Source organism: Caballeronia eucalypticola, assembly GCF_047608185.1.
In the GTDB taxonomy this organism is placed as follows: domain Bacteria; phylum Pseudomonadota; class Gammaproteobacteria; order Burkholderiales; family Burkholderiaceae; genus Caballeronia.
Window position 1 is genome coordinate 51,684 of record NZ_JBLKRU010000017.1, and the last position, 17,805, is coordinate 69,488.

Sequence of the window (17,805 nt, forward strand, 5' to 3'; positions counted from 1 at the left end):
CTTTACAGCATGCTCCATGAAGCCGGATTTTCCCGGCGCCCGATCTAACACTTGCTGCCCTTGGGGGCGCCACAGCGGAGTCCGTCTTGGCCGTTTCCAATCTTATCGCCGACGATGATCCTGCTCCCGACGTTGCCAAGGTAACGTCGGGTAGTTCGTTCTATCTCGCCATGCGCATCCTGCCGGCTCCGCAGCGCGACGCCATGTATCAGGTCTACGCGTTCTGCCGGGCGGTGGACGATATCGCCGACGGCACGTTGCCGCGCGCCGAACGCGCTGCCGCGCTCGAACAATGGCGTACCGACATTGACGATTGCTACGCCGGCAAGCCGCGCCGGTCGCTGGCCGCGTTGACGCAACACATTGAAGCGTTCCACCTTTCCCGCGATGACTTTATCGCCGTGATCGACGGCATGGCCATGGATGCGGCCGAAGATATCGTCGCGCCCGATGAAGCCACCCTCGACCTCTATTGCGACCGCGTGGCGAGCGCGGTGGGGCGGTTATCGGTGAGGATATTCGGGATGCACGAAGATGCTGGACGGCGTCTCGCGCACCACCTCGGCCGTGCGCTGCAACTCACGAACATTCTTCGCGACATCGATGAAGACGCCGGTATTGGGCGTGTTTATCTGCCGCGAGAACTGCTGTCCCGCGAAGGTATTTCCACGACCGACATTACGTCCATCATCAACGATGCCCGCTTGCCGCGCGTCTGCCTGACGCTTGCGGATCGTGCGCGCAGCCACTACGCGCAATCCGACGCCATCATGGCGACCGCGCCGCGTGCTCAGGTGCGGGCGCCGCGCATCATGTCGGGCGCGTACCGGTGCGTGCTTGAAGCGAATTTGAAGCGTGGTTTCGATCTCCCGCGCAACCACGTCCGCACGCCGCGTTCGCGGCTGCTGTGGATCGTCGCGCGACATATTTTCTGATGTCGCGTCTCGTTCATGTGATTGGCGCCGGGTTGTCGGGACTCGCCGCCGCAGTCCAGTTGCAGCGTCGTGGCGCGCGCGTGATGCTGCACGAAGCCGCGCCGCACGCGGGCGGCCGCTGCCGTTCCTACTTCGATATCAAGCTCAACGCCACCATCGATAACGGCAACCATCTGGTGCTGTCGGGCAACCACGCCACGCTCGCCTATGCCAAGGCGATCGGCGCGGCCGACGAGCTCGTTGGTCCGGCCCAGCCTGAGTTTCCGTTCATGGATTTGCGCAGCGGCGCGCGCTGGACGGTGAAGTTGTCGGCGGGGCGCGTGCCGGGCTGGATCTTCGATTCCGCCGCGCGTGTTCCGGGCACGATGCCCGCGGATTATCTGTCGCTGTTGCCGCTGTTATTCGCCAAACCCGGCCGCACGATGCAGCAAACCATGCGCACGAACGGGCGCTTGTGGGACGCGCTGATCAGCCCGCTATTCCTGGCTGTGTTGAATGTGGATCCGCGTGAAGGCAGCGCGGTGCTCGCCGGCAACGTGTTGAAGGAATCGCTGCTGCTGGGTGGTCAGGCGTGCCGTCCGCTGGTCGCGCGCAATGGCCTGGGCCATGCGTTCGTTGATCCCGCGTTGCGGCTGCTGCAATATGGCGGCGCGGAGATCAAGCTGGGGTCGCGGGTGCGTGAGATCGGCTTCGCCGGCACGGATTCGAAGACGCGTGTTGCATCGCTTGATTTCGACGATGGCCGCGTGGACGTCGGTATTCATGACGGCGTGGTGCTTGCCGTGCCGCCGAATGTCGCGCAACAACTCGTGCCGGGCTTGACCGTGCCGAACGAATTTCGCGCTATCGTCAATGCGCATTTCGCGATTGATCCGCCGCTGGCCTTCGAGCCGATGACCGGTTTGCTGAACGGCACCTCCGAATGGCTGTTTGCGTTCGATGGACGTCTTTCGGTGACCATCAGCGGCGCGGATCGTCTCCTCGATACCCCGCGCGAGACGCTGGCGCAGGGCATCTGGCAAGAGGTCGCGAAGGCGGCGCGCTTGCCCGTCGAGCGCATGCCGACATGGCAGATCGTCGCGGAAAAGCGTGCGACCTTTGCGGCTACGCCGAGCCAGGAGAACCTCCGGCCGGGCACGCGTACGCGCTGGTCCAATCTGATGCTGGCCGGCGACTGGACGGCCAACGGGCTGCCCGCCACCATTGAAGGCTCGATCCGCTCCGGCCAGAAGGCCGCGGACCTGCTTATGAATCCTTCCATTGATTTCTCGGTGCAACGCTGATGAACGAACCTGTCCAGCCGCCCGGTATCCAGCCGGTGACGGCGGCGGCGCTGGAAGCGTCGGTGGCGCGCGCTGCCGATGCCATTCTTGCCGACCAACATCCCGACGGCTACTGGCTCTACGAACTCGAAGCCGACGCCACCATTCCCGCCGAGTACGTGCTGCTCGTGCATTACCTTGGCGAGACGCCGAAGCCTGAGCTCGAAGCGAAGATCGCGCGGTACTTGCGCCGGATCCAGCGCGCCGATGGCGGCTGGCCGCTTTTCACCGATGGCGCCATGGACGTCAGCGCCACGGTAAAGGCGTATTTCGCGCTGAAGATGATCGGCGATTTGCCCGAAGCCGAACATATGCAACGGGCGCGCCGCGCGATTATCGCGGCCGGCGGCGCGGAAAAATCGAATGTGTTCACGCGCATTTTGCTCGCGCTGTTCGGCGTGGTGTCGTGGCGCGCGGTGCCCATGATGCCCGTGGAAATCACGCTGTTGCCCGAGTGGTTCCCGTTCCATTTGTCGAAGGTGTCGTACTGGGCGCGGACCGTGATCGTGCCGCTGCTCGTGCTCAACGCAAAGCGGCCTAAGGCGCGCAATCCGAAGGGCGTGCGCATCGATGAACTGTTCTTCGATGCCCCCGTGAACGCCGGCATGGCCGCGCGCGCGCCGCATCAGCATCAGGGCTGGTTCGTGTTGTTCCGTTGCGTCGATGCCGTGCTGCGCGTCGCTGATCCGCTGTTCCCGCGCCACACGCGGCAACGGGCGATAGAAGCGGCGGTGCGTTTCGTCGATGAACGCTTGAATGGCGAAGATGGCCTCGGCGCGATTTTCCCCGCGATGGCCAACTCCGTGATGATGTACGACGTGCTCGGTTATCCGGAAGATCATCCGAACCGGGCGATAGCGCGCAAGTCGATTGAGAAGCTTTTGATCATCGACGAAGCGCCGAACGGCGAGGCCTATTGTCAGCCGTGTTTATCGCCGATATGGGACACGTCGCTCGTCGCGCATGCGTTGCTCGAAGCCGGTACGCCCCAGGCGCGCGCTGCCGTTTCGCGTGGTTTGGATTGGCTCGTGCCGCTGCAGATTCTCGATGTACGTGGCGACTGGATCTCGCGCCGGCCGAATATCCGGCCTGGTGGCTGGGCGTTCCAGTTCGCGAATCCGCATTATCCGGACGTCGACGATACCGCCGTTGTAGCGATGGCGATGGAACGTGCCGATCGTGAATACGGCACGGCGTTGTACGGCGAAGCGATTTCGCGCGGGCGGGAATGGGTCGTCGGCATGCAGAGCAGCGACGGCGGGTGGGGCGCGTTCGAGCCTGAGAACACGCAGTATTACCTCAACAACATTCCTTTCTCCGATCACGGCGCGTTGCTCGATCCGCCGACGGTCGATGTGTCCGGCCGATGTCTTTCGATGCTCGCGCAGTTGGGCGAAATGCCCGCGACGAGCGAGCCGGCGAAGCGCTCGCTCGACTACATTTTGCGCGGTCAGGAACGCGATGGAAGCTGGTATGGGCGATGGGGACTGAACTATATCTACGGCACGTGGACCGCGTTGTGCGCGTTGAACGCAGCTGGATTGCCGCCTGCCGATAGCCGCATTCAGCGCGCCGCGGATTGGCTCATCAGCATTCAGAACGCCGATGGCGGATGGGGCGAGGGCGGGGAGAGTTACAAGCTCGACTATCGCGGATATGAAGCGGCGCCGAGCACGGCATCGCAGACATCGTGGGCATTGTTGGGGTTGATGGCGGCGGGGTTTGTCGATCATCCGGCGGTGGCGAAGGGCGTGCAGTATTTGCAGGCAGAGCAGCGCGAACATGGCTTGTGGGACGAGACGCGATTCACCGCGACGGGATTCCCGAGAGTGTTTTATCTGCGATACCACGGGTATAGAAAGTTCTTCCCGCTTTGGGCGCTGGCAAGGTACAGGAACATGATGCGCGACGGTACGTCGCGCGTGACGGCGGGCATGTGAGTTCGCGCCCCGGCTTCGCTTCTGGCGCGGGTTCTGGTTCAGGCTTCGGTTCAGGCGATGCGCGTTTGCCCGTGATTGCTGTGACGGGGATGGCGTTTGAAGCGCGTATCGCTCGCGGGCCGGGAGTGGAGGCGGTGTTTGCGGCGCGGTCGGATTTGCTCGAGCGCGCGTTAAGCGAAGCGTTGGCACGAGGCTGTTCCGGGATTATCAGCTTCGGGACGGCCGGTGGGTTGTCGCCGGAGTTGGAGCCGGGGACGGTGATCATCGCTAGCTCGGTGTCCGGGCCGTTTGGTGTGCTCGATACCGATCCTGAATGGTCTGCAAGGCTGTTCGCGGCTTTTGCCGGGACGCCGCTGGAGGCGCGGGCGGTGCGCGGGACGATGGCCGGTGTGGCTGCGCCTTTGACCGGCGAGCAGCAGAAGAGCTCGCTTTATCGGGCTACTGGGGCGTTGGCTGTCGATATGGAATCGCATATTGCCGGGGCGATTGCCACGGCGCGCGGATTGCCGTTTGCGGTGTGTCGCGCGATTGTTGATCCAGCTTGGCGGAGTTTGCCGAGTGCTGCGACGGCGGGGTTACGGGATGATGGGACTACGACAGTTCTGCCGATATTGCGCGAGTTGTTGAAGGAGCCCTCGCAACTTGGGGCGCTGTTGAAGGTCGCGGGGGATGCGCGGGCGGCGAAGACTTCGTTGGTCCAGGCGCGGCACGCGATGGGGGGGGCGGGGGCGTTGGCGGTTTAGGGTTTTGGTTTTGGCTTGGCCGTTGCGCGGCTGAGTGGGAATGACGGTCGGTGTGTGGCGTGCGACTGCGTTTCGATTTCGTTCCGATGTCCGTTTTAATCTTGTTTCAATCATCCATGCAGTGATAAGCCTTTGATGGCTTTATCGACTGCTTTCTTCGGGCCTCTTACGGCCAGTCCGACTAGATCGGGCGCATCTGCCGGCTCCTTTAGAAACACTTCCCGATTGGCTTCATCGTGGCCAGTGGAAAACATCGCGCGCACGTAGACGGCGCGGGTGAGTTCTCGTTCGATTGCTTGGCGGAAGGCGCGGAGGAGGCCGGGGGTGTCGGATTGGTAGATCATTATTGGTTGGCCGAGGAGGCGGGCGTGGGTTCGGCCTGCGGCGTCGATGTAGGGTTCGCCCATTGCGTCAGGGGCCGCACCCGCGATGCCGGTTGCGAGGAACGCGGTTACGTTGAGTTTCTGCCAGACGGCGAGATCGTCGAGGATGATGATGGCTACTTTGGTATCGAATTCCATGGGTGGGGGCTTTGAGCGGTGGTGACTTTGAGATGGTAATCAAAGTGATTGACGGGTGGGGAGATAGCGTGTCAGAAACGAAGGCGCTTCGAGAAACTGACGATGCAAAACCATCAGCAAGCGATTTGACAGAATGGCATTCAGCCGCAAGATGGTGGCGGCCGTTCGGAATACCTCGCGGTTGCGCTGCCACGAATGTCCGCTGACACGAAAATTGAATGAGTCTTCTCGACCCTGAACCGCCGCTGGGATTGGTGAAACATTAATGGCGGCTTCCAGTACCGTTTCGGACATCGGCCCCGCTATTCGCTGCACCACGTAGCCGATGACGTGTGCATATCGTTCGTGCGACGTAACAGGGCGCGCTTGCCGTCTTACTCATTCCTTGCTCTCAGGAAACATACATCCGCCATTGCGGACCAGCGCCTTCACCTCTTCGCTCACCTGCATCGGGTTTTGACGCAATCGAGCCGCGAACTCTTTGCTGCGCCGCACGTACGACTTCGAATCGTACTTCGCGCTCCAAAGGACTATGTTAAGCACGACGGGGATGAGATCCAGGCCCTTCTCGGTCAGCGAGTAGAAGTCCTTGCGTCTGTCTTCGGCGCTGGGCGCCTTCGAGAGAATTCCTTGCCCCTCAAGAAAGGCAAGGCGGGAAGCAAGCACATTGGTCGCGATTCCCTCTTCCGATTTCAGGAACTCGCCATACGTCTTCTTCCCAACAAAAACGATGTCGCGAATGATCAAGAGCGACCATCGGTCGCCGAAGACCTCCACGCCGTAGTTCACTGCGCAATGGGACCGAATGTCTTCTTTAGATGTCATCTTCATGTCTAGATATTAGCATCGCTTGCATGTTGCAAGTAAATTTCCATTTTTACTTGTTTTTTGCAAGCAATCTATCTAACATGGTTGTTTGGAAGTACGAGCAGCACCCAACTCACCAGGAGACTGCATGAGCACTATCAGCATCATCGGCACAGGCGGCATTGCCGCAGCGATCGGCGGCCTTGCCGCCAAGGCCGGACACACCGTCGAGGTGATGAGTCGCGACGCCGTCAAGGCGCGGGCGCTCGCAGAGCAGATCGGCGCCGGCGCGACGACAGGAACGATCGGCGCCGCCCCGGCCGGAGACATTGTCATCCTGGCGGTTCCCTACTCCGCCGTTCTTGACGTGGTGAAGCAGTACGGCGAAGAGCTGGCAGGCAAGGTTCTTGTCGACATCACCAATCCGGTCGCCTCCGACCACACGAGCTTCGTGACCCCTGGAGACAGTTCGGCGCGAAGGAGATCACCAAGGCCGCCCTTGCCGATGCGATAGTTGTCAAGGCGTTCAACACCCAGTTCTCCCACGTCCTGGCTGCCGGTCCCGCCGAGGGCCACCCATTGGACGTGTTCATCGCCGGGGACGACGCGCAGGCGAAGGCTCGCGTCTCGGCGTTCATCGAGAGCCTCGGACTACGCCCTATGGATACCGGGCCGCTGCCCATGGCGAGGACGCTGGAGCACGCCTGCCTGCTGTCGCTGGGCCTCCTCACCCACTCCGTCAAGCACGCCAACTTCTCAATCGGCGTCAGCCTTCTCGGCTGAGTGCACCGGCACCACCGCTTCCCGCATCACATTACTCATAAGGAACATTCACATGCACGTTTTCGTCACTGGCGGGACCGGCCATTCCGGTCCGTACATCATCTCCGACCTCATCGCCGCCGGCCATGAGGTCACCGCCCTGGCTCGTTCAGACAAGGCGGCGGCTGCGGTGTCCGCACTCGGTGCGAAGGCGCGTGTCGGTAGCCTCGAGGATCTTGACGGTCTTAAAGAAGCGGCCGCCGCCTCCGACGGTGTCATCCATGTCGCACACCGGCAAGACCTGATTCCGGTCGGCGGAATCAACGCCGTGGCCGATGCGGAGCTTCAGATCATGCTCGCATATGGCGAGGCGCTGGCCGGAACCGGAAAGCCGCTGGTCTCATCGGGAAGCATCGGCTCGCCCGGCTGGGAAAACCTGGGTCGGCCGGCCACCGAGGAGGATCCGCCTCTTCCCGGCGGCGATCCATACAAGAACACCTTGCGGGTTCGTAACATCGTGGAAACCACCGTAATCGGCCTCGCCGAAAAAGGCGTGCGATCTTCGGTCGTTCGGATTCCTGAAATCATGCACAGCACGACTGATAATGCCGGCTTCCTTCCGCTGCTGATCGGGCTGGCGAAGGAAAAGGGTGTCGTCGGTTACCCTGGAGACGGTGCGAACAGGTGGGCCGCCGTGCACACCCGCGACCTCGCAACCGTGTTCCGCCTGGCGCTTGAGAAGGGCGCCGCCGGCAGAAGCTGGCACGCGGTTGCAGACGAGAGCATTCCGTACCGCGAGATCGCCGAGGCCATCGGCAGTCGCCTGAAGCTGCCCGCTGTGCCCATTCCCGCGGACGTGCTGATGCTGCCGGGGTATTTCGGGTTCCTTGCGAATCTGGTCACGCTGGATACCCCGGCGTCGAATGCCATCACGCGCCAGACGCTCGGCTGGACCCCAACGCAGCCCGGCCTGTTTGCTGATATGGACAATGGCCACTACTTCCCTGCCAGCTGAGCTAAGCGGACGGCAGGGACTCCCGCATCGCGCCGAGCCCGACCAAGACACTATCCTCCCGGAGTGGTGGAGGGTGACGCAAGTGGCTCGGCGCACACGGAAAACATTATGGGCGAAAGCCTCGTACAGATTACGGGCATACCCCAACTCAGAGGGATATCTGACATGAGCACTATTAGCATCATCGGCACAGGTGGCATGGCCACGGCGGTCGCCGGCCGTATCGCCAAGGCAGGACATACCGTCGAGGTCCTGAGCCGCGACCCAGCCAAAGCGCGGGCGCTGGCCGATAAGCTCTCAGCGGGAGCGACCATGGGGACTTACGCCGCCGCGCCGGCGGGCGACGTCGTCATCCTCGCCGTGCCGTACGGCAGTGCGGCAGCAGTGGTGACCGAGTTCGGGGACGCGCTCGACGGCAAGGTGATCATCGACATCACCAACCCGGTCTCCCCCGACCTTTCCGGCCTCGTCACCCCGCACGGCAGTTCCGGCGCGCAGGAGATCGCCAAGAGTCTTCCCGCCACCGCTCACGTCGTAAAGGCGTTCAACACCGTCTTTGGCCACGTACTTGCTAAGGGTGGACGTCTCGACGCGTTTATCGCGGCCGACGATCCGGAGGCCAAGGCGCGCGTCTCGACCTTCATCGAGAGTCTCGGACTGCGTCCGTTGGATGTCGGTGGCCTGCACATGGCCTCGACGCTCGAGGCGCTCGGTCTGATGATGATCGGCCTGGCCAAAAACGGCGCCGGCACCTGGGATATCGCCTTGAACGTCGAGATCGGCTGAATCACCGACGCCGCGTCTTCATCGACAGGTCCACAACACCGCTGGGAACAATGTCTCTCACGTCGTTCTCAGCGGTTCTTGCGTATCCGGCAAAAGCAAGCGGTCGCGCTCGGCGAGCATGTTCACCATTTCTGCCATGTTCTCGGTTCCCCAGGTGCACAGCGGGACAATCTTGTCGGCGAGACTGCGGCCGAGCGGGGTCAGCGCGTAGTCCACGCGCGGCGGCACCTCCTTGTAGTCGGTCCGCGCCAGTACGTGATCGGCCTCCAGTTCCTTCAATTGCTGGATCAGCACCTTGGCGCTGACGCCATGGACGTTGCGCTTGAGCTCGCCGTAGCGCTTCGGGCCGTCGAGCAGGAAGTACAGGATCAGCGGCTTCCACTTGCCCGAGATGATGCTGAGCGTGGCGGCGAGCCCGTAGGAGTAGCGGCCACCGCAGTTTTGATTTTGAGTACAGTCAGTCATTTTTCATGGTTACCAAAAGGTGCATACTTGTCCTTAGGTTATCAGAACTGCATACTTGTCTCAAGCAAGCAGTTCCTGCTTCCGTACTACTCCAAGGAAGGATGCACGACATGACCAGACTGAATGGAAAGACCGCTGTGATCACCGGTGGCGCTACCGGCATCGGCCGCGCCGCAGCAAAGCGCTTCATCGAGGAGGGTGCCCTCGTCTTCATCTTCGGCCGCCGGCAGGAATCGCTCGACGCCGCTGTGGCCGAGCTCGGGCCCAATGCTCGCGCTGTGAAGGGCTCTGTCTCGAATGAGGCCGACCTCGACCGACTCTACGCGGCGGTGAAGGCCGAGCGCGGAACCCTCGACATCGTCTTCGCCAATGCCGGGGCGGGAAGCCAGGCTGCGCTCGGCAAGATCACCGCCGAGCACATTGACGAACACTTCGACACCAATGTGAAGGGTACGATCTTCACGGTCCAGAAGGCGCTGCCACTGATGAGCGAGGGCGGTTCGATCATCCTGACCGGATCGAGCGCCGGCACCACGGGCGCGCCGGGAATGAGCGCCTACAGCGCGAGCAAGGCGGCAGTGCGCAACCTCGCGCGGACCTGGGCGGAGGACCTGAAGGGCACCGGCATCCGCGTAAACGTGCTTTCGCCCGGGGCGACTGCGACCGAACTCGCGAAGGAAGCGCTCGGCGAGGAGGGCCAGAAGGTCTACGCCGCGATGACTCCGCTCCAGCGCATGGCCGATCCGGCAGAGATCGCGGCAGCGGCTGCCTTTCTCGCGTCGTCGGACAGCAGCTTCATGACTGCCAGCGAAGTCGCCGTCGACGGCGGCCTGGCGCAACTCTGACGCTACGTCCTAAAGCGCTCCATTCGATTATTCGGAGCGCCGTAGGGCTCGGTAAACTGAAGGAAAATCTATGAGCTACGCAATTATCGGCTTCGGCAAGATCGGCCAGGCCCTGGCCAAGGCGTTTGCCCGCAAGGGCATCGAAGTATCCGTTGCAACCACGCGCGACCCGGAAAGCTTTGCATCCGCCGCGGCCACGATCGGACCCACGATTATCCCCAAAAAACTAGCGGATGCCGTCGGGGCGGACATCGTCTTTTTGGCTGTCCGTTACGAGTCGCACCGGGATGTCGCGAAGGCGCTGCCGACCTGGCAAGGCAAGACCATCATCGATGTGACCAATGCCTACGGCGTGTCTCCTGAGGAACTGGGAGGACAGCCTTCTTCCAAGGTCGTCGCGCAGGCCTTCACTGGTGCAAGACTGGTTAGGGGCTTCAACCATTTGGGCGCTGCCGTCCTTGGCCAGGATCCGGCCGTACAGGGTGGCAGGAGAGTCGTGTTCCTGGCGAGCGACGATGACGGCGCCGCAGCGGAGATTGGTGCGCTTGCGGAAAATCTCGGTTTCTCGCCGATCAAACTTGGCGGGCTTTCGGAAGGTGGACTGCTTGTGCAGGCGCGCGGCAATAGCTGGGGTCAACTGATCTTTAAGGACTTGGTCAAGTTCGACTGAAGAATCGTAATCACAAATTTCGATGCGATCCTGCAATGGAGAGATTTCGATGAGCACGCAAGAGAATGTCCAGATTGTGAAGGATTTTTTTGCAGCAATGGGCTGCGGCGATGAGCAAGGTCTGGTGGCGATTTCTGCCGAAGACATTGAGTGGATCATTCCGGGTGAGTGGCCGCTGGCCGGCACGCACCACGGACACGCCGGGTTGGCGGGCTTGCTTCAGAAGGCCTCGGAAATGGTGGAAACGTCATACCCAGAGCCTCCCGAATTCGTAGCGCAAGGCGACCGGGTTCTAGTCGTTGGCTTCGCCACGGGCAGAGTCAAAGCCACGAACAGGACGTTCGACGACCATTGGGTCTTCGCCATTACCGTTCGAAATGGCAAAGTGACGAACATCCGGGAGTACATCGACACGCTTGCACTGGCGCGGGCCTTCGAAACTTAAGGCTGAAGCTGGCGATGAATCTAACAACATTAGTCAATCCGTTGGGTCGAACTGAGTATGTGGAAGTCGCAGGCAGGCATGTTAGTGCGGGTACTTACCTCATTGAGACGCGAACCCATCGAGCTTTACGCGCTGTATCCGACCCACCGCAGCATGTCATGAAAGGTCCGCGCTTTCATTGATGCCCTTATTGGCCACCTTGATACGGTCAAGCTAACGTCCTCGCGCGACTAGCAACTGTCGTCCGCCAGGCGAGCGCCAAGGGATCGATAGCAGCAATTGACCTGACGAACAAAATCATGGACTCAACGTCGCTTCGCTGCGTGCAGCGGACCGTCGAATGTCCGACTCCTTCGCCGGTCGACTGACCGGAACTGGCCGATGTGGGCCGATGGCGTCAGTTCAACTGAGTTCCCCGAAGCCTCCATTCGTGAAGCCTGGGGCGAATTCGCTAACGGTCGGCGACCTGCTAATCATAGGCACGAAACGGCAGGCGATTAATAGGCGCTATGGAAAGCATCGCATAAGGCCGAAGAGTTGTCGTTCGACGGTAAGTCCTTGTCAGGCATCCCCAAACGGATTCCCTTTCTTCATCGCTGGCGTTTGGTTCTTCGTCGCCTGATGGTTCTGCAACCAGAACATCGCTTTGTTCAACCCTTGCGTGTGCCAGTCCTGTCCCATTTCGCAGATGAACACTCGATCATCAGCCGCCGTCGCACGCGAAAACGACCCAGCCAATTCCTTGGCGCTGCGATCCGTGTTCAGCACCAGAAACGCGCCCATTTGATGCAGGTGCAGGAACTCGTAGTCGTCGCCTGACACTTGTGCCGCGATGTCTTTGATCTGTGCGTGCTGTTGTGTCGGAGTACCGATAAATATGCTGACCAGATACGTCACTTTCTTGTTCGGGTTCATGTTGTTCCGCCGTGCCGTAGTTGGGTGGGTCAAGAACTTTGATTGTCACACAACGGGAAGCGGCATCTCTTGAACATGCGGACCCAACATCGAGGAGCACGCCGCGAAACCTCCCCAACGACCAATTCCCAAAAACAAAAAACTGGCGAGCCACCCACTCGCCAGCCTATCCATCCCTACCAAAAAATCACCAAACCGCTACTCCTTCCCATGCCCCGCGTCCAACGGCTTATGCTGCTCCGCTCCTGACCCGGGGAAGAACGTATCCCAAACGGCTCTAACCCCTTCCGCCGCCGTCACTTCGGCTTCGATACTCTCCGCGCCGTCGACCTTACTCGGATCGCCAGAAAGGCCGCGCCAGTGAGTGAAGACGAGCATCGGTTTTTCGGTCCATCCGTCCGTACCAAACTTCGCGAATGCCGTTTCGCCGCTCGCAAGTTGTACCTCGTACCATCCGTCGCGCACTGGTGAGTAATCGCTCAACGGAAACCATGCAGTCGGATCGAGTTTCACAAGCTCCCCCCATAGATCGTTAGGACATTGCTGTCAGTGTAAGGATTGCGGGCATATCACGTGCCTGACATCGAGACCAAGGCACCTCGAAACGTCGTCACATCCGCCCAAGCAAACCTAAATGCAAGAATACGCGAAGGTAAAAAGGCGCTGCAGGATCTCCCGCCCGATGCGTGCCATCGATGCAGCGAGAACCGGAATTTCCAACAGACGCCTGGTCTCGCCAATACATATCCAACCGGCCACCGGCCAAAAAAACCGTCCATCCGTTTCAAACGCAATAACGGTAAAACCTTAATCACCCCTTCGCCATCAATAGCATCAACCGCACAACAACTGTGCATCCATGCGTTATCCCACGCTACTCATTAAATTGACATATTCTGTCTGTATAAGCATCCGTTCACCCATGCCGCATACGGCATAAATGAAGTATTTGCCACATAACAGCCGGCTAATTCCACGTATAAACCCTGAATAGGGCAAATCCGGTTGATTCTTGTTTTTTGTTTATTGATAATGCCTAAACACAATGTCGTGCCAGACCAACTGGTGCGCTGAGAGAGTAGTGAGTCGTCAACTTGGGGGGAATCAGTCATGCAATACGCTGAGATCGCTTACGAGAACGTCGTCTTGATTCCGCTGGCCGCGTATGACGATGGCTTGTATGCAGCCATGCTTATCGTGAGGGAAGTCGATGGCCTTCAGCGCGCTACTGGCGTGCTCGGACATTTCCCGTGCCCCGTCGATGCCCGCAAGTTTGCCCTTGCATATGGCATGGCGGAAATCGACGAACGTCGTCATGCGCCACAGCAGCAGCAACGACTCATGCATCACTCTTTCGATCAGGCCGCATAAATCCGGCTTTCCAAACCGAAAGACAAAGAAAAGCGTTCCGAAACAAACCGTATAGGTATCGATAAAACACGCCCGCCGAAAACGCGGGCGCGTTAATTATGGGCATTTGCTCATTAACGATACAAACATTCACATCGATTCAATTAATTAAACGCTGCATTTTTTTGCTAAGTAAATAACCGCATCGAATAAAACACTGCCCGCGATGAAAGACCGGTGAATGCCTTATGTCGGTCAGCCACGTGCTTTGTCGCGTCCCTGTATTGCGATATGCGTGCTCGGCCGCTCAATCTATCAAGCAACGCTTGTCTGGCCGGCCCCAGCGCGTAACTCATCCCCCAGGAACTCCACGAACGTCCGCAACTTCGCGGACAACTGGTGCCGCTCCAAATAGACCGCGTGGATATCCGCGTTCGGCAGCGCCCAGTCGTTCAGCAGCACCATCAGCCTCCCATCGCGCACCAGCGCCTCCGTCTCCCATTGCGAGCGCACGGCAATGCCGCGTCCATCCAGCGCCCATTGCAGCACCGCCGTCCCGTCATTGCTGCTGAGCGGCCCATCGACCTTGACGGTCTCCATCTTTTTACCGCGCGTGAAATGCCATGCGCCATACGCCGATTCGTTCTCGCGCAGCACGAGGCACGCATGCCGCGTCAGGTCGTGCGGCATAGCGGGCTGCCCGCATTTCCCTACATATTCCGGCGATGCACACACAATCCGCCGGTTCTTGAGCAGCAAACGCGCGTTGATGCGCGCATCGGGGACATCGCCGAAACGGATGCCCAGGTCGAACCCTTCCTCCTGCAAATTCACCGGCCGGTCGGACAGGTGAAGCTGGATCTTGATCGCCGGATATCGCTCGATGAAGCTGGACACCGCCGGCGCAATCCGGCTGCGCCCAAATCCAAATGACGCGTTCACGCGCAGCAACCCCGTCGGCTCCGCTCGGCTTTTTGTGACGAGTTGTTCCAATTCGGCGAGTTCATCGAGGATGCGCGAGCCGTTCGCGAGATACAACTCGCCTTCAGGCGTAAGGCTGACGCGCCGCGTGGTGCGGTTTAAGAGCCGCACGCCGAGCCGCCGTTCGAGTTGCGCGAGACGCTTGCTAATGGAAGGCGGCGTCACGCCGAGATCGCGCGCAGCCGCCGCCAGGTTGCGATGCCGCGCGACCAGCGTGAACAGGTTGAGGTCCGAAAAACCGTCCATCGATTAGTTCCTGGAAGTTAAGTCTGGATTGCCTGAATAGAAACTGTATCGGGAAATGCATCAATTAAACTTCATAAAACTGCGGGAGACAATGATGTTCGATGACTTCAAGGACGTATCGGCAACCGTCGATACTGTCAGGATCAAGGCAATACAAGGCGGCGAAGGCCCGGCGTTACTGCTGCTCCACGGCCATCCGCAAACCCACGCGATCTGGCACAAGGTCGTGCCCGAGCTGACGAAACACTTCACCGTCGTGGCGGCGGATCTGCGCGGTTACGGCGATAGCGGCAAACCAGAGGGCTTGCCCGATCACAGCAATTATTCGAAGCGCCGCATGGCGCAGGATCAGGTCGACCTGATGCGCACGCTGGGTCACGAATCGTTTGCTGTGCTCGCGCATGATCGCGGCGGGCGGGTGGCGGCGCGGATGGCGCTGGATCATCCGACGGTGGTTACGAAACTGATCACGCTCGATGTAGCGCCGACGCTCGCGATGTACGAGCAAACGTCGTTCGAATTCGCGCGCGCTTATTGGCACTGGTTTTTCCTGGTCCGTCCCGCGCCGTTCCCCGAGACGCTGATTCGCGCGGACGCTGACCTGTATTTGAAGCAGACCATCGGCGCGCGCAGTGCGGGGTTGAAGCCGTTCACGCCCGAGGCGTACGCGGAATATCTGCGCTGCCTGCAACAGCCGGAAACGGCTCATGGCATCTGCGAGGACTATCGCGCGAGTGTCGGTATCGATCTGGAACACGACCGCGACTCGTTGGCGAAGGGCCAGAAGATAACCTGCGATTTTCTGGCGCTATGGGGCGCGGAAGGCGTGATCGAAAAGTGCTTCGATCCTGTCGCCGAGTGGCGCCATTTCTCCGATAACGTCAGCGGCCACTCGCTGCCATGTGGCCACTACATTCCGGAAGAAGCGCCCGAGTTGCTGCTCGCGCGTGTGCTGCCGTTTCTTCGGGGCTGAGCATCATGTCGAACCACACTACTTTCTATAAGAAGCTCGTCGACTCGCATACGGTTACGCGTATCGACGATCAAAACGTGCTGCTCTACGTCGATCTGCATCTGATGAACGAGTACACAAGTCCGCAAGCGTTCAGCGGACTGGCTGAACGATCCAGGCCGGTGCGTCGTCCTAAGCAGCAACTCGCCGTAGTCAGTCACATCATCCCGACGCACGCCGAATCGCCGCGTGTGATTCGCGACGCCGCCTCCCTGCTGCAAGCCGAAAATCTCGCGCGCAATTGCGACAAGGCGGGCATCCGGCTGTTCGCGGCGAACGATCCGCTGCAGGGGATTGAACACATCATCGCGCCTGAATTGGGGTTGATCCGTCCCGGCATGGCCGTGCTTTGCGGCGATAGCCACACAACCACCTACGGCGCGTTGGGCGCGCTGGGGTTTGGTATCGGTACGTCGGAGGTGGAGCACGTTCTCGCGACGCAGACACTGGTGTATCGCGTGGCGCAGACCATGCGTATCACTATCAATGGCGCGTTGCCTTATGGCACGGCATCGAAGGACGTGATCATCTGGATAATCAGCCAGATTGGCGCTCAAGGGGCGCGAGGATATGCGGTGGAATTCACAGGCACGACCATCGCGTCGCTCTCGGCGGAGGCTCGCATGACCTTGTGCAACATGACCGTGGAAGCGGGCGCGCGAGCAGCGTTGATCGCGCCAGATAAAACCACGTTCGACTACGTCCGCGCGCATGCCACATCGCTGGATGAAGCCGCATGGCAAGCCGCGCTCGCCGACTGGAGCGATTTAAGATCCGACGCCGACGCCACCTTCGACGCCGAATTCACCTTCGACGCCCGCGATATCGCGCCCTTCGTCACGTGGGGTACGAGCCCCGACCAGGCGATGCGCGTCGATGCCCTCGTGCCCGATGCCACTCAACAAGCCACGCCCGAAGCTGCCGCCGCATTGCGTCGTGCGCTCGACTACATCGGCCTTGAATCGAATCAGCCGATCGCCGGAACGCCGATCAACCGCGTGTTTATCGGCTCATGCACGAATGGGCGGATTGAGGATTTGCGCATCGTCGCGTCGATTGTGCGGGGACGCAAAGTTGCAGCGGGCGTACGCGCGATGGTCGTGCCGGGCTCGGGCTCGGTGCGTCGGCAGGCTGAAGCGGAAGGCATCGCGGAGATTCTAAAAACTGCCGGCTTCGAATGGCGCGAGCCGGGCTGCTCGATGTGTCTCGCGATGAACGACGACTTTCTCGAAGCAGGCGAACGCTGTGCATCCACGACGAATCGCAACTTCGAAGGCCGGCAAGGACGCGGCGGCCGCACGCATCTGATGAGTCCCGCGATGGCCGCCGCCGCCGCGCTGACCGGCAAGATCACCGACGTCCGTTTGCTGGAGAATCACCATGACTAAGCTGACCACGATTGAAGGCAGCGCGGTGCCGTTGCCAATCGAAAACCTCGACACCGATCAGATCATGCCGAAGCAGTTCCTTCGCATCATCGATAAAGCGGGTTTGAGCAAAGGCTTGCTCTACGACCTTCGCTTCGATGAACACGGCGCGCCGCTCGCAGATTGTGTACTTAACCAGCCCGCGTATAACGGCGCACGCATCCTGATCGGCGGCGCAAATTTCGGTTGTGGATCGAGCCGGGAACATGCGGTGTGGGGACTTCAGCAATACGGTTTCGACGCCGTGATCGCGCCGAGCTTCGCCGAAATCTTCTACTCCAACGCGATGAACAATCGCTTGCTGCTCGTGCAACTTGAACGTCAAGCAGTGGACGTGTTGCTGCGCGAATCGACGAATGATCCGGCGTCGAAGATCCTTATCGACCTGGAAGTGCAGACGGTCACTTCAACCACCAGCGCTCAGGTTTTCACGTTCCCGATCGGCGCGCGACACAAGCGCATGGTGATCGAAGGCATGGACACGATCGACCTGACATTGACCGCGCTCGCCGAGATAAAAGCCTTTGAAAAGCGCCACTTCGAGCGCCATCCCTGGGCCGCCGTGATGTAGCCCGCGCGACTGCGGCCGCACTCGTCAAAAACACCGTGAATCCCACC

20 protein-coding genes and 1 pseudogene are annotated in these 17,805 nt (G+C 60.4%); 14 read left to right on the forward strand and 7 right to left on the reverse strand.

Annotated elements, in window-relative coordinates; all coding sequences use genetic code 11:
- Positions 1 to 86 precede the first annotated feature (86 nt).
- From hpnD to ACMX25_RS20335, 4 genes are all read left to right on the forward strand, one after another.
- Positions 87 to 935: a presqualene diphosphate synthase HpnD gene (gene hpnD, locus ACMX25_RS20320; protein WP_414951868.1), complete on the forward strand. Its 849-nt coding sequence runs from the start codon at positions 87 to 89 to the stop codon at positions 933 to 935.
- Entirely contained in the window at positions 935 to 2,218 is a 1,284-nt protein-coding gene (hpnE, locus tag ACMX25_RS20325; RefSeq protein ID WP_414951869.1) for a hydroxysqualene dehydroxylase HpnE, read from the forward strand. Before hpnD ends, hpnE begins: the two co-directional genes overlap by 1 nt.
- Positions 2,218 to 4,197 carry a squalene--hopene cyclase gene (shc, locus tag ACMX25_RS20330; RefSeq protein WP_414951870.1) on the forward strand — a complete coding sequence of 660 codons (1,980 nt, stop codon included), beginning with the start codon at positions 2,218 to 2,220 and terminating at the stop codon, positions 4,195 to 4,197. The genes hpnE and shc overlap by 1 nt, the downstream gene beginning before the upstream one ends.
- Positions 4,198 to 4,286: 89 nt before the next feature.
- A complete protein-coding gene (locus tag ACMX25_RS20335; RefSeq protein WP_414951968.1) occupies positions 4,287 to 4,940 on the forward strand; it encodes a phosphorylase in 654 nt (217 codons plus the stop codon).
- A 110-nt stretch (positions 4,941 to 5,050) separates the two neighbouring features.
- Here the strand turns inward: ACMX25_RS20335 and ACMX25_RS20340 are convergent, their stop codons facing one another.
- The 3 genes from ACMX25_RS20340 to ACMX25_RS20350 all read right to left on the reverse strand — a co-directional run bounded on the left by ACMX25_RS20340 (position 5,051) and on the right by ACMX25_RS20350 (position 6,292).
- A complete protein-coding gene (locus ACMX25_RS20340) occupies positions 5,051 to 5,461 on the reverse strand; it encodes a DUF2000 family protein (RefSeq protein WP_414951871.1) in 411 nt (136 codons plus the stop codon).
- A gap of 39 nt (positions 5,462 to 5,500) precedes the next feature.
- Positions 5,501 to 5,755: a hypothetical protein gene (locus ACMX25_RS20345; RefSeq protein ID WP_414951872.1), complete on the reverse strand. Its 255-nt coding sequence runs from the start codon at positions 5,753 to 5,755 to the stop codon at positions 5,501 to 5,503.
- A gap of 84 nt (positions 5,756 to 5,839) precedes the next feature.
- Positions 5,840 to 6,292, reverse strand: coding sequence for a winged helix-turn-helix transcriptional regulator (locus ACMX25_RS20350; RefSeq protein ID WP_414951873.1), 453 nt, complete (start codon positions 6,290 to 6,292; stop codon positions 5,840 to 5,842).
- Positions 6,293 to 6,416: 124 nt separating this feature from the next.
- Between ACMX25_RS20350 and ACMX25_RS20355 the strand changes: the two are divergent.
- The 3 genes and pseudogenes from ACMX25_RS20355 to ACMX25_RS20365 all read left to right on the forward strand — a co-directional run bounded on the left by ACMX25_RS20355 (position 6,417) and on the right by ACMX25_RS20365 (position 8,831).
- A pseudogene (locus ACMX25_RS20355) lies at positions 6,417 to 7,051 on the forward strand (NADPH-dependent F420 reductase).
- A gap of 52 nt (positions 7,052 to 7,103) precedes the next feature.
- Entirely contained in the window at positions 7,104 to 8,045 is a 942-nt protein-coding gene (locus tag ACMX25_RS20360) for an SDR family oxidoreductase (RefSeq protein ID WP_414951874.1), read from the forward strand.
- Between the two features lie 165 nt (positions 8,046 to 8,210).
- On the forward strand, positions 8,211 to 8,831 hold the full coding sequence (locus ACMX25_RS20365) for an NADPH-dependent F420 reductase (protein WP_414951875.1): 621 nt from the start codon (positions 8,211 to 8,213) through the stop codon (positions 8,829 to 8,831).
- Positions 8,832 to 8,888: 57 nt separating this feature from the next.
- On the opposite strand, the gene ACMX25_RS20370 is transcribed toward ACMX25_RS20365, so the two are convergent.
- The gene (locus ACMX25_RS20370) at positions 8,889 to 9,296 is read right to left on the reverse strand and encodes a winged helix-turn-helix transcriptional regulator (RefSeq protein WP_414951876.1); all 408 of its coding nucleotides are present in this window, start codon (positions 9,294 to 9,296) and stop codon (positions 8,889 to 8,891) included.
- Between the two features lie 110 nt (positions 9,297 to 9,406).
- Between ACMX25_RS20370 and ACMX25_RS20375 the strand changes: the two genes are divergently transcribed.
- The 3 genes from ACMX25_RS20375 to ACMX25_RS20385 all read left to right on the forward strand — a co-directional run bounded on the left by ACMX25_RS20375 (position 9,407) and on the right by ACMX25_RS20385 (position 11,256).
- Positions 9,407 to 10,141, forward strand: a complete 735-nt coding sequence (locus ACMX25_RS20375; protein WP_414951877.1) for an SDR family NAD(P)-dependent oxidoreductase — start codon at positions 9,407 to 9,409, stop codon at positions 10,139 to 10,141.
- 70 nt (positions 10,142 to 10,211) lie between these two features.
- A complete protein-coding gene (locus ACMX25_RS20380) occupies positions 10,212 to 10,811 on the forward strand; it encodes an NADPH-dependent F420 reductase (protein ID WP_414951878.1) in 600 nt (199 codons plus the stop codon).
- A 49-nt stretch (positions 10,812 to 10,860) separates the two neighbouring features.
- A complete protein-coding gene (locus ACMX25_RS20385) occupies positions 10,861 to 11,256 on the forward strand; it encodes a nuclear transport factor 2 family protein (RefSeq protein WP_414951879.1) in 396 nt (131 codons plus the stop codon).
- Positions 11,257 to 11,817: 561 nt separating this feature from the next.
- Here ACMX25_RS20385 and ACMX25_RS20390 read toward each other — a convergent pair.
- On the reverse strand, positions 11,818 to 12,171 hold the full coding sequence (locus tag ACMX25_RS20390) for a hypothetical protein (RefSeq protein WP_414951880.1): 354 nt from the start codon (positions 12,169 to 12,171) through the stop codon (positions 11,818 to 11,820).
- A 198-nt stretch (positions 12,172 to 12,369) separates the two neighbouring features.
- A complete protein-coding gene (locus ACMX25_RS20395) occupies positions 12,370 to 12,684 on the reverse strand; it encodes a hypothetical protein (protein ID WP_414951881.1) in 315 nt (104 codons plus the stop codon).
- 597 nt (positions 12,685 to 13,281) lie between these two features.
- Between ACMX25_RS20395 and ACMX25_RS20400 the strand changes: the two genes are divergently transcribed.
- Positions 13,282 to 13,542, forward strand: a complete 261-nt coding sequence (locus tag ACMX25_RS20400) for a hypothetical protein (protein WP_414951882.1) — start codon at positions 13,282 to 13,284, stop codon at positions 13,540 to 13,542.
- 294 nt (positions 13,543 to 13,836) lie between these two features.
- On the opposite strand, the gene ACMX25_RS20405 is transcribed toward ACMX25_RS20400, so the two are convergent.
- Positions 13,837 to 14,748, reverse strand: coding sequence for a LysR family transcriptional regulator (locus ACMX25_RS20405; RefSeq protein ID WP_414951883.1), 912 nt, complete (start codon positions 14,746 to 14,748; stop codon positions 13,837 to 13,839).
- Between the two features lie 94 nt (positions 14,749 to 14,842).
- Between ACMX25_RS20405 and ACMX25_RS20410 the strand changes: the two genes are divergently transcribed.
- From ACMX25_RS20410 to leuD, 3 genes are read left to right on the forward strand one after another with little or no spacing between them, the layout of a single operon-like run.
- Positions 14,843 to 15,721 (forward strand): alpha/beta fold hydrolase, encoded by an 879-nt coding sequence (locus ACMX25_RS20410; RefSeq protein ID WP_414951969.1) that lies wholly within the window; start codon positions 14,843 to 14,845, stop codon positions 15,719 to 15,721.
- 5 nt (positions 15,722 to 15,726) lie between these two features.
- Positions 15,727 to 17,148, forward strand: a complete 1,422-nt coding sequence (leuC, locus tag ACMX25_RS20415; protein ID WP_414951884.1) for a 3-isopropylmalate dehydratase large subunit — start codon at positions 15,727 to 15,729, stop codon at positions 17,146 to 17,148.
- Entirely contained in the window at positions 17,141 to 17,758 is a 618-nt protein-coding gene (leuD, locus tag ACMX25_RS20420) for a 3-isopropylmalate dehydratase small subunit (RefSeq protein ID WP_414951885.1), read from the forward strand. Before leuC ends, leuD begins: the two co-directional genes overlap by 8 nt.
- Positions 17,759 to 17,805: the final 47 nt, after the last annotated feature.